Here is an 11,710-nt window from a genome sequence, read left to right as displayed (position 1 = left end):
TGAGCAGCCGGACAGGCAGAGTTCCGGCTGTTTTTTTATTTTGTGATGACAGCCAGCGTGCATCTGGATATACAGATCAGCCTCTCTTGCCCGTCATAAATGTGAATCTGATACACAATGGTCGTTCTGCCTTTATGAACGGGCTCGGCTACCGCCTTTACCGTTCCTTCCTTGACAGATTTCAGATGATTGGCGTTAATCTCCAAACCGACACAAGCTTGTGTACGAGAATCGATTAGATGCTGGGCACCCACGCTTGCCGCAGTTTCCGCAAGAGCCACTGAAGCGCCTCCATGCAAATAACCAAAGGGCTGGACGGTCCGGTGGTCCACCGGCATCACTGCCACGCAGCGTTCCGCTGTGCTTTCTACAATTTCAATTCCCAGCGCGCCAAGCAATGTATGTTTCATATCCATAGTTTTAACTCCCTTATTTAAAGCACACCGTCTGATTTTGCAATCAACACCGCTTCCGTCCGGGAACCGACATTAAGCTTGTTGAAAATCGACGTCAGGCTGTATTCAATGGACCGCTTGCTTAAATGAAGCGCATCTGCAATTTCTTGGTTGGTAAAACCTTTTTCAACTTCTTGAAGAATCAGGCATTCTCTTGGTGTGAGCACATCTTGTTCTTTTTGAGAGGAAGGGGCCGGCTTTGTTTTTTGCTGAGTCATCAGCTGTTTAAAGTAAGCGAAATCGACTAAAATTTCTCCGTTGAGCACGTGATATATGTATTGGGTGATCTTTTCCTTTGATTCGGTTTTGCTGATGGCGCCGTGCAGACCCGCACGAATCGCTTCCTCAAAATAATCCTCGACCTCATAACCGGTATATACGATAATTTTACAATGAGGATTCTCTTGTAAAATCTGTTTAGAAAGCTCCATCCCATTGACATCGCCGCCTAAGTTCAAATCCATTAAGATGAGATCATATGATGAGAAATCATGCTGGTGTATGAACTGTTCGCTGGGTTCAGGACTGAGACAATCCACAGACAAATTCGAATCCGTTTCCAAAATTGTCTTGGTGCCTTCCATGACAGCCGGATGGTCATCAATCACTAGTATCTTTTTCATGTTTTCCTCCCTTTTACTCACTCATTTCCATTTTATAAAAAAGACTTGGCTTCTGCCAAGTCGTTTACGTTATAAAACCATTACAATTCCATTTCAATATCGGCCTTAAAGCCCTTTCCTTCACTTGTTTCGATTCGGAGGCGTCCATCTAAAGCCCTGACTCGCTCCTTAATGCCAGAAAGACCCATACTCATGGAATGTTCGTTATTTTTCTCTAGATCAAATCCGACACCATCGTCCTCATAATGAAGAACAATTTTGTTCTGAATACTGATCAGCATGATAAGCACTTCCGTCGCCTGAGAGTGTTTCACTGCATTTGATAAAAACTCTTGAATGATCCGGTACAAATTCAGCTGCGAATCCAAATCAAGCGACGCCGTAAATCTGCCGGTATTTAAGCGGATATGAAACGGAACCCGCTCCTGCTGCTACGCCACCAGCTTAGACAGCGCCTTCACCAGTCCCAAATCATACAAAAGCTGCGGCCGCAATTCATGACACGTCTCCCTCGTCATCGAAATCACATCAGACATCTGCTCATTCATCTGTACGAGCTTGTCCTGCACCTCTTCACGACATGGATCATCATCCTTCTTAAAATCAGCCAAAAACAGTTCACACTGCCGTTTTAATGAAATCAAATCCTGAAGAACTGAATCGTGGAGATCGCGGGCGAGATCAGAACGTTGTTTTTCTTCGATCGTGTACATGAGTTTTTTGAGCCAAACGGGGTTTGATTCCTGTTGTTTTATTTCTTCTAAATGACTCATCAGCTCTTCAATTTTCATGACGTTTTCGATTGAGACATTTGTATAAAAAGCCAAGGTTTTCAGCCAAGAAAGTTCTTCAAGTGTGAGACGGGGCGTATTCATTTTAGATAAACAAAGAATCACAAATGATTTACCGCCGCGTTCACCTATCTTCATGACAAAGCCTTTATTGAATTCAACGGTTTTCCCTATTTCGGATGTTACTTTTCTAAATTCTTTTTGATAGACTTTTTCGAATGAATGTTGGTTAAGCTCTTCATAGAGTTTTATACTTCCATCAGCTGAAACCTCATAAATATGGGCTCGGCTTACAAGCGAAACCTCAAGTATGGTGGTTTTCAGTTCCTCAAATACTTGGGTCAAAGAAGTTGAATCTCTAATCAGCTGTGTAAATTTATATATGCTGTCTTGATAATTAAATTTTTCCGAGACTCTTTTTAATCTAAATCTGAAATCAAGTACTTCTTTATAATAAAAGACCGCCAACATGATAATATAAATTAAAAAGGTTAGTTTAACACTATAAAAATCATTATCAGGGCTACTAATTAATTCAATTGTAGAGATTAGAATAATTGTTGGCGTTAAAGCTAAAAAGCCATAATATCTTAATCTGCTTAAAATAAAATCTATATTATAGATTTTATTTGTCATGAATTGATATACCAATGAGAATGGTATTAGCAGCATAAATGAAGCCGCTAAAAAAGAAGAAACATAATGTGCATTTAAAAACACGTAAGGTATCAAATATAAACACAGAAAAGGTGAAAATGAAAAGATATTAATGATAGTGAGGACCTTAATAATATGCGCTTGTTCAGTATCTTTATTTTTAATTAAAATGATACAAAAATAAATCCCTACTATAATAAACAAAAAGAAAAAAGCAAGTAAATTTAATTTAGGAACATAATCACGAAAGAAAAGATGTGAACGAAACATTTCACATATTACATTTATGACCGGAATTAAATATAAAATAAAAACTTTTTTATCAAATAATTTGGTGCCTAACTCTTTAAAATATTGATAAAGAAAGAGAAGATAGTTTAGCGGCACAGATATTAATGTTACTACCATTATAAGCCTGCTCAGCATATCTCCCTTAGCAGATCCTCCAGCGCTTATATAAGCAATAGAGGCAGATAACAGAAAGATAATTAAAACTACAGCTGAGAGGAGGTTCTTTGATTCATTTATTTTCAATATAAAAAAGCAACAAAATAAACAAACAATATAAAATATTAATGGTATTAAGTAAGTAGTAAAATTTTTATCATTAAATAAGGTCATCTTCAGCTCATGGTTCTGGCCATTTCTCTCTACAATCATTGAACTTACATTTTTCAGTTTGTTCATTTTTATTTCGTTTGTATTTATCTTTTTATTATTAATGCTTCTTACAATATCTCCTTTTTCTATACCACTGTATGATGCCATTGAAAATTCATCTACATTCGTAATTACAATGTCACCATTTTTATCTTTAGTAACAGTTGCCCCAACTAATAAATTATTATTGCTTATATAGGTCAAATAAATAACATATATCAGACTTAATAAAACTAACACTACAGAAATTTGGTTATTTCTAGACTTCATTTAACCCTCAGTACTTCCAATCAAGCATTGAATAAATTTCTAATCCTTTAAAGCCATTTATTATACATTCAGATTGATCTTTATCAACACCTACTAAACAAGCATTACCTTCCATTACTTCCACTAAAACATTTGGGTATTTAATTAAATATCCTACCATTTCTTGCACAATAAATCCCCTCCTTATTTAATCATAACAGACAATAATTTTTCAGTTTTATCATCTTCTAGTTTTAATAGTGACATTTCTTTTTTTATTTTCTGGAGAGATAAATGTTTCATCACCAGCAAATATTGTATTACACCTGCTTCTGTTAATTTTTGTTTCAAAGCTTTAGTATCCATTGAAACAAATTCCTCTGGTTTTTGATATAAATTTAGAAGCTCAACTGATGCATCATTAAATTGTTTGTTTAAGTATAAGTATGCCAATGTATTTTTTTTCTGAACAAAATCGTTATTTAAGTAAAACAAACCTTTATAATCATTATCAATCTGTGACATAATGCCAAGTTCATAAGAATATGAAGCCACAATGGGATGGTATTTGCCGGTTGCCAACATTACTCCCATTACACAGGGCAACGCCGTTAGCGCTCCTGACTTATTTTTGATCATGTCAAGACAGGTTTCTTCCGTTTGCGGCGCATTCACAATATCATCATGCTGGCCTTGAATTGATTGTAACGCAAAATTCAATATCTCTTGTGAAAATTCTGGTTCATGACTAGCTTGGCACATCACTTGTATACTTAGGGTGTAAAGAGCTGTAACTGCATTTAAAGCGATAGACGAGTCAATCTTCATCCATACAGCATTTCTATTATCTTTATCCTCTAAGTCATCATAAATATCGAATGAGAGTATAAGCAATTCAATTCCGGCAGCTAGCAATTCAATTGCTTTTTTGTCCTGACCGTTAAAAGCTAGATAATGATGAAAAGCCAAATCAGCAAACTCAAAAGTATCCTTGGATCCAATAAAATCCTGAAGATAGTGATTCAAGTCTTGATTCATTATTTTTTGGCTTACAATATCCTTCATTTTCTCCTTGATCCGGACAGTATCTAAACACATCTGCTCAATAACGACTTCCCCCTTCCCATTCCATTTTACTAAATGGGACATTTAAAGGACAGCAGGTTTTTCGTTTTTTAACAATCATATAATACTTTATCCATTTATTGTACGGGAAGAACGAAAAAAAAGACTTGTTTCCAAGTCTTTTTTACGAAATTTTCATTGCGTATGTGTATTTATCGAGCTGATCAATGCTTTTGTTAATGTTTCGTAATGAATCTGTCGTTTCTTTAATATCAAGTTCGAGTCGGAATAATAATTGTTTTACTTCTTCAAGTTTCTTTTCCATCGTTTCCACACTCCTTTTTTTGAAAGATCAATGAATTGTGTATGGTGAACGAGTCCTAGGTATTTGATCTGTTACTAATAGTGTATCTGGTTTCGGCTTATTTTTCACCGAAAAGTATACAAAAAGATCCTGCGTGACACCGCAAATATCAATAGGTCCTTGTACTCAAAGGAATCACAATAAGAACGGGACTATTTTTCTATGTGAAAAAACGGTGATTTCGGATGAAATTGAGAAAGATTCTTAATTTCCTTGATTTTATTGTGTTTATCTGTTTCACAATGTAAGACTATAGTCCCCCTCGCCGCTTTTTCAAAATTCAATATGCGATTCTTGGCGTATCGTGACCGACAAACACCGAAAAGACCGCAACGCAAAGTTGTGGCCTTTTCGCTTTGTCATATCCGGCACCTGAGTGATCTATACATATAGACATATCCCCTTATTGCGAGGTGCTTCCATGAGATATCCTTATCCTTGGTTTTACGTCTATCCGTACGCCATACGCCGTCCGCCCGCTCCTGCCGCCAATACAGAGATCTTTATCCGTTCCGCCCAGGATGCCGCTGGGCTGCTCGCTGATGCTCAGCTTGTGCTTAGGCGCATTGCGGGGTCACAGGAGCTTTCGCGCCGCCTCATGACCGCAGCGGAGCAGTCAGATAAACAAACAGTAAAGCGTCTGATCAAACAGACAGGCGTCCGGCATGATGTGGATTCGGTCTTTAATCCCGATGGCATATACATCAGCCTGATCAGCACGCAAAGCCGAATTATCGTGGCATTGCGGTGGTCAGAAGACCGCAATTACTTTTCGCCCATGAGCTTATGACACCACTCCAAGGCTTCCAAATAACAGTCGTACGCTTCTTCCTTGTCCAATTCTTTTGCTAATTCTCCGCAAGTGTCCCAATTGTTGGTTTCGATTAACTTCACAAGCTCAAGCATTTGGTAATAGTCATTTTGATGACCTAATAACGCTTGACCTACTTCATCTATTAAAGGCAATTCTTGAATAATCTCTTCTATTTCTCTGTGCAAAAGGGTGTCTATGAGAGAAAACATCCCGATCAGCATATACGAGGCCGGCTGCGGGCGCGCTGTTTTTCTTGCCAACAGTTCACATAGCTTTGCTCTCATTAAAGAAATTTTTATGATTTCGTGTTTGCTCGAATTCCCTTTTCTGCTTAAATCCTTAAAGGAAAGGATGTAAATCCACCGTTTGATTTCGTTAAACCCAAGAAGCATGATAGCCTGCTTAATGCTGTCGATCTTTTGGGTTAAGCGGCTATGAGAAGAGTTTAAGAATTTTAAAATTTGATATGACAGCGATAAATCACGTTCTATGTACTCAGTTACACGCTGGATGTTAGGCTGCTCTTTGCTTAATTCGTTGAGCAATTCATAGTAAGAATAAAAATGGGTCGACAGATCATGGCCGCTGATGATGCGCGGTTCGCTGAAAAAGTAGCCTTGGAATAACTGAAAGCCATCTTGCGCCGCTTGTTCATATTCTTTGCGTGTTTCTACTTTTTCAGCTAAAAAAATCAGGCCGCAATAGCTGTAGGTTTGCAAAATGTTTCGGCGTTCCATTCGGGTGGTTTTAAGAAAATCAACTTTCAATATATCAATATAGCTCATGAGCTTTTCCAATAATTTCTCATTTTTCGGGTTTATCGCGTAAAAATCATCGAGTGCCAGCGTATACCCCATTTTTTTCAGCTCTCTGCACCTTGAGACGAGAGCCGGAGTGATCGGTATATCTTCAAGGATTTCAATCACAAGCTGTTTTGGATTGAAGGAGGTGGGGAGATCCGAAAACATCAGGCTTTCAGTGAAATTGACAAAACAGCGTTTTCCTTCCGTCAGCTTCTCGATTCCGATGTTTAAAAAGCTGTTAATCACCAAATCTGTTGTAGCCTGATCGCCGTCTGCAGCGGAATACACATTCTCTTCGCTCTCTCTATATAAAAGTTCATAAGCGACAACCTGTTCTTTTCTATTAAATATAGGCTGTCTTGCAACAAACACCCTCATTGATTTATCCTCCTTACAAAACACGCGGCTTTCCACCCTAAGTATATCAAATAATTTGACGAAATTTGTCTAAACATGAAAAATATTATTCCCACAAAAAAACTGGCCTCTTCGCGAACGAAAGGCCAGTTTGCTTTATTCTTCGAGCTCTTCTTCCAGTCTGCTTTTCACTTCATGGATCCGCTGCATTTTGTTGCTCCAGCAGTCCTCGCTTAAATCAACCGGGTATTCTTCAGGTTTGCTGATTCTCTTATATTCCTCCCACAGAAGGCTGAGGTTGTCTTGTACATATTGCTGAATGTCAGAAATCTCAGGGTTCTGGTAGCATAAGATGCCTTTTTCAAAAATCAGCTCGTGAAGATCCTTCGCATAGAAATTCGTGACGAATTTGCTGATGAAGGTATGAACCGGGTGGAACATTCTCAGCCGCTTCTGGTCATTCACCTGCTCGTCATAAAGCGCAATGTAATCTCCTTCAGAATGATGATTTAACTGATTAATAATCCGGTATACTTTCTTTCTGCCAGGTGTCGTCACTTTGTCAGGGTTGGATGAAATTTTAATCGTGTCGACCATTTCTCCGTTTTCTTCGATGGAGACGAGCTTATAAACCGCGCCGAGAGCCGGCTGGTCATAAGCTGTAATCAACTTCGTGCCGACACCCCAGACATCTATGCGGGCTCCCTGAGCCTTTAAATTCATAATGGTATGCTCATCCAAGTCGCTTGACGCAATGACTTTCGCGTCTGTAAAACCTGCTTCATCAAGCATTTTCCGGGCTTTTTTTGACAGGTAAGCCAAATCGCCGCTATCCAGGCGGATGCCAATGAAGTTGATGCGGTCTCCGAATTCCTTGGCAACTTTAATCGCATTCGGCATGCCTGAACGAAGCGTATCATACGTGTCGACTAAGAAGACGCAATCCTTATGCGTTTCCGCGTATTTTTTGAACGCTGTATATTCATCGCGGTAGGCCTGCACAAGCGCATGGGCATGTGTGCCTGATACCGGGATATTAAAGCGCTTTCCGGCTCTTACATTGCTTGTCGCGCTGAAGCCGCCGATTAACGCTGCTCTCGCTCCCCACATAGCCGCATCCATTTCATGCGCCCGTCTTGTTCCGAATTCAAGTGCAATTTCGTCACCAATGACGCCCTTGATGCGCGCTGCTTTTGTCGCGATTAATGTTTGGTAATTCACAATGTTAAGCAAAGCTGTTTCAATAAGCTGCGCTTCTACAAGGGGAGCTTCCACCCTCATAATCGGCTCATTGTTAAAAACCAGCTCTCCTTCTTTCATGGAATAAAGAGAACCTGTAAAAGATAAACCGCTCAAATAATCAATAAAATCTTCATGGTAGCCAAGCTCATCTCGTAAATAAGTCAGGTCACTATCGGTAAACTTGAAGTTCTCCAGATATTCAATGGCTTTTTCCAAGCCCGCAAAAACCGCATAGCCATTCTCAAACGGAAGCTTTCTGAAAAAAAGCTCAAAAATCGCTTTCTTTTCATGAATGCCGTCTCTCCAGTAAGTTTCCGCCATATTGATTTGATAAAGGTCTGTATGTAATGACAGGCTGTCATCTTTAAAACCGTACTCTAACACTGTTTTTCCCCTTCCTTACTCTGCCACTTGCGCTCCGATGCTGTTTGCAAAATGGGAAAGAGCCCACGTATGCCCCTCCTGATTAAAGCTGGCAACAGCCTGTTTATGCACAACAATCCGGAAACCTTTGTTGTATGCATCAACCACTGTATGCAAGACACAGATATCTGTGCAGACGCCGGCTAAATGCAGCTCGTCAATCTGCCGCTCTCTGAGTTTCAGTTCTAAGTCAGTACCCGCAAAAGCAGAATATCTCGTTTTTTCCATGTAATATACATTATGATCATGTGCATGTTTCTGATATAGAGGCAAAAGCTTTCCGTACAGGTCTTTTCCTTCCGTACCCTTAATATTATGCGGTGGGAACAGACGGGTTTCAGGATGATATTGATCCCCTTCATTGTGAGAATCTACTGCAAATACGACGTAATCACCGTTTGTGATAAAGTGTTCTGTCAAATTGACGATCGCCTCTTCAATCATTCTGCCGGGCTCCCCGCAGGTCAATTTTCCATCACTCGCCACAAAATCATTCGTATAATCAATACAAATAAGTGCTTTTTTCATAGCCGGCCTCCCCGCCATCAGTATGAGAACATTATATCTTATCTCCCGTTGTAAGGGAATTGCCATGAATAAAAAGACAAACGGTCCGTTTGTCTCTTAAGATTTCAGCACCGACCTGTTAAAAATGTCGTCCTGAATATATATAGATTCATGATTTACCGCACTGTCCGCCGCAATGACAAGGCCTAAAGGCGTATGAAACTGAAGATCAGATACGACTTTAAAAGGCACTCCGTTTCGGTTCGCCATTTTTACATAAGGTGAATAAGACTGATACTGAAGCTCTCCATTGATAAGAAGAGATATATTTTTATTGCGTTTAAACGCTTGCTCCGCTTCGTCATACGGTTTGCTTCTGAGCACCTGCCCTTTCGTCAGTGCCAAAAGCACTCTTTCCCGCAATGAGCCTAAAAACAAATGGCGCTCGTCAGGTTTTGTTTCCAGCGGCCCGTACATTCCTTGCTGTAAATAGAGATCCAGCGTTTCATCACTCAAAAGCTCGTCCTCCCGTCTTGTTTGTCTTCATTATCGCCTGATCCTGCGGGGGCTAAACTTTCAAGGGCTGTTACATTTCCGTTACCCAGTGAATGATTTTTTTTGCCAGCTCACCAGCAGGCTCGTCCTCTGTATGCCGGCGCAAAGAAGCCTCCAGCCGTTCAGGCAGCGATGATTTTTCTTCCTCGTATGAAATAATCGTGCTCCACTCCAGCTGCGGAACGGCTACTAGCGTATGCAGCTCTTTTCTGTTTTCATGCAGATATACATCAGTGATCATTCCTGTTTGTGTGCTGATATTTGCTTTTCTGATTTTCATAACATGACCTCGCTATTTAAAAGACTATCCATATTATACAATAAAAAAGCAACAGCCTCTCTAGAAAAGGCTGTTACCCGTTAAACGAAACGGTATCATCAATGATATCGGCATCGTTTAAAATTGTTTTACTATATTCGTTATTGATCTTCACAAAATCCCCCAGCTGAAATGTGCCAGACCCAGCACCTGTGTGATCGACGCTTTTCGGCGCAATCGCAAACACATCTCCAAAGCTGGCCGCAGCATCACCTGATATAGACATAATATATATCGGCCCTACAATCGCAGGCATTTCCCCACCTCCGCACTGATTTACAGCATCATATGCGGAAAGGAGCCAATGGTGCCCGCCTATTCAGCGGGACGTTCGTTTTCTTCAAGGCGTGACCGCTGGCGCAGCTTGATCAGCCGCACGATATTCAGGAAAAACGCTTTGACTACCGCATACACCGGCACAGCTAAAATCATGCCGAGAATGCCGCCGAAGCTTCCTGCTCCAATCAACAGCAAAATGATGGTAAGCGGGTGCGTATTCAAACGTTTTCCGATAACGAGCGGAGAAAGCAGATTTCCGTCGAGCTGCTGAACGATCACAACCACAATGATCGCAAAAAGCGCTTTGGCCGGTGAATCCATAAAGCCGATAATAACAGCCGGCGCAGCGCCGAGAAAAGGCCCGACATAAGGAATGATATTTGTAATGGCCATGACAATTCCAAGAATCAGCGCATATGGCAGCCCTGTTATCAAGTATCCGATAAAGCACGCTGTCCCTACAAAAAGACAGATTAACAGCTGTCCCTGAAAATACGCAGCGAGTGTGTCGGTTAAATCCTTAAAGATCTTTAGACCTTCTGTCCGGTATGAAGCCGGAAGTATTTTGACTGCCAGGTGCGGAAAGCGGTGTCCATCCTTCAGCATATAAAAGAGGATAAACGGAACAGTGATAATGACAAGTGTGATATTTGTCACGACACCAAACACCGCCGATAAACTGGATGTAATATTTTGCGGCAGGTTTTGGAGAAAGCTTGTCAGAGACTGCTCAATTTTTGATATGGATACATAATCCTGTGTCATCATCCAGGTAAACCACTGAGAGTGAGATAAATCTTTTGTTAATGCCTGAATCTGTTTTATATATTCAGGAAGATTGTTAAACAGCCCGGTCACCTGCGATGTAATGACAGGCCCGACTGCCGCAGAAACAAAGGCTAGCAAACCGATAAATACTAAATAGATGAGCAGAATCGATAATGTCCGCGGCATTTTTTTCTCAAGCAGTCGGACGACCGGATTAAAAATAAAATACAGAATTCCGGCAATCAGCATCGGGAAAAACAATGTCGAGATAAACACGATGAACGGCTGAAACACAAATGAAACTTTTGTTGCTACGAAAATAATCAGCAAAACAAATAAAATTTGCAATGTCCAAAAATGGACTTTTGATTTCAACAAGCTTGTTCCTCCTAGTTTTTCTTTGTCTATCAGATAAAAGAACTTGCACCCCATCATTGTAACAAAAATGAACTGATATCAGAACTCTTAATCAGTGAATGGACTGTTGATTATGCAAGCTGTGACATACGGCAGGGACGCCGCACTGATTTATGTACTTGCGGACTAGCTTAACGTTTAGATTTTATCCTGCTTGATGTGAATCAAAACGATAGAATGACTGAGAGGCAGCGGCGCTCCGTTTATATGTAAAGGATGCGGGCGGGTATCACTTCGGTTGTTGTTCACGCTTTATTTCAGATAACCGCTCCGGTTTTGATCTTGGCGGCACAATTTATGACGGGGCGTTTTTACAGCGCTTAACTGAAAAATAGGACGTCCCGGTGTACGCCTATTTTTCA

The 11,710-nt window shown here is 40.4% G+C and carries 13 protein-coding genes and 1 pseudogene; 1 reads left to right on the top strand and 13 read right to left on the bottom strand.

Annotated elements, in window-relative coordinates:
- Window positions 1-35: 35 nt before the first annotated feature.
- The 6 genes and pseudogenes from MTN95_RS10085 to degQ form a co-directional block, all read right to left on the bottom strand.
- Window positions 36-416, bottom strand: a complete 381-nt coding sequence (locus MTN95_RS10085; protein ID WP_024122679.1) for a hotdog fold thioesterase — start codon at window positions 414-416, stop codon at window positions 36-38.
- Window positions 417-433: 17 nt separating this feature from the next.
- Window positions 434-1,078 (bottom strand): two-component system response regulator ComA, encoded by a 645-nt coding sequence (gene comA, locus MTN95_RS10080; RefSeq protein ID WP_101864137.1) that lies wholly within the window; start codon window positions 1,076-1,078, stop codon window positions 434-436.
- A gap of 80 nt (window positions 1,079-1,158) precedes the next feature.
- Window positions 1,159-3,456 (bottom strand): annotated as a pseudogene (locus MTN95_RS10075) (histidine kinase).
- A gap of 7 nt (window positions 3,457-3,463) precedes the next feature.
- Entirely contained in the window at window positions 3,464-3,616 is a 153-nt protein-coding gene (locus MTN95_RS10070; protein ID WP_282459461.1) for a competence pheromone ComX, read from the bottom strand.
- A gap of 23 nt (window positions 3,617-3,639) precedes the next feature.
- Complete coding sequence (locus MTN95_RS10065) at window positions 3,640-4,500, bottom strand: polyprenyl synthetase family protein (protein WP_105955476.1); 861 nt, start codon at window positions 4,498-4,500, stop codon at window positions 3,640-3,642.
- A gap of 184 nt (window positions 4,501-4,684) precedes the next feature.
- Complete coding sequence (gene degQ, locus MTN95_RS10060; RefSeq protein WP_024122683.1) at window positions 4,685-4,825, bottom strand: degradation enzyme regulation protein DegQ; 141 nt, start codon at window positions 4,823-4,825, stop codon at window positions 4,685-4,687.
- 460 nt (window positions 4,826-5,285) lie between these two features.
- Between degQ and MTN95_RS10055 the strand changes: the two genes are divergently transcribed.
- On the top strand, window positions 5,286-5,654 hold the full coding sequence (locus MTN95_RS10055) for a YuzC family spore coat inner layer protein (protein ID WP_105955477.1): 369 nt from the start codon (window positions 5,286-5,288) through the stop codon (window positions 5,652-5,654).
- On the opposite strand, the gene MTN95_RS10050 is transcribed toward MTN95_RS10055, so the two are convergent.
- From MTN95_RS10050 to MTN95_RS10020, 7 genes are all read right to left on the bottom strand, one after another.
- Window positions 5,630-6,859, bottom strand: a complete 1,230-nt coding sequence (locus tag MTN95_RS10050; RefSeq protein ID WP_044158949.1) for an EAL and HDOD domain-containing protein — start codon at window positions 6,857-6,859, stop codon at window positions 5,630-5,632. The genes MTN95_RS10055 and MTN95_RS10050 overlap by 25 nt on opposite strands.
- Window positions 6,860-6,994: 135 nt before the next feature.
- Window positions 6,995-8,464: a nicotinate phosphoribosyltransferase gene (locus MTN95_RS10045; RefSeq protein ID WP_024122686.1), complete on the bottom strand. Its 1,470-nt coding sequence runs from the start codon at window positions 8,462-8,464 to the stop codon at window positions 6,995-6,997.
- A gap of 15 nt (window positions 8,465-8,479) precedes the next feature.
- Window positions 8,480-9,031 carry a cysteine hydrolase family protein gene (locus MTN95_RS10040; protein WP_248338032.1) on the bottom strand — a complete coding sequence of 184 codons (552 nt, stop codon included), beginning with the start codon at window positions 9,029-9,031 and terminating at the stop codon, window positions 8,480-8,482.
- 96 nt (window positions 9,032-9,127) lie between these two features.
- Window positions 9,128-9,526: a YueI family protein gene (locus tag MTN95_RS10035; protein ID WP_105955479.1), complete on the bottom strand. Its 399-nt coding sequence runs from the start codon at window positions 9,524-9,526 to the stop codon at window positions 9,128-9,130.
- Between the two features lie 70 nt (window positions 9,527-9,596).
- Window positions 9,597-9,845 carry a YueH family protein gene (locus MTN95_RS10030; protein WP_024122689.1) on the bottom strand — a complete coding sequence of 83 codons (249 nt, stop codon included), beginning with the start codon at window positions 9,843-9,845 and terminating at the stop codon, window positions 9,597-9,599.
- Window positions 9,846-9,918: 73 nt separating this feature from the next.
- Entirely contained in the window at window positions 9,919-10,140 is a 222-nt protein-coding gene (locus tag MTN95_RS10025; protein ID WP_044158952.1) for a spore germination protein, read from the bottom strand.
- A gap of 59 nt (window positions 10,141-10,199) precedes the next feature.
- Window positions 10,200-11,309, bottom strand: coding sequence for an AI-2E family transporter (locus MTN95_RS10020; protein WP_105955480.1), 1,110 nt, complete (start codon window positions 11,307-11,309; stop codon window positions 10,200-10,202).
- Window positions 11,310-11,710 lie beyond the last annotated feature (401 nt).

The sequence above is a fragment of the Bacillus sp. 2CMS4F genome (assembly GCF_023161785.1).
Taxonomy (GTDB): Bacteria; Bacillota; Bacilli; order Bacillales; family Bacillaceae; genus Bacillus; species Bacillus halotolerans.
Note: the sequence above shows the minus strand (reverse complement) of the source record. Positions and strands in the feature narration are given on the sequence as shown.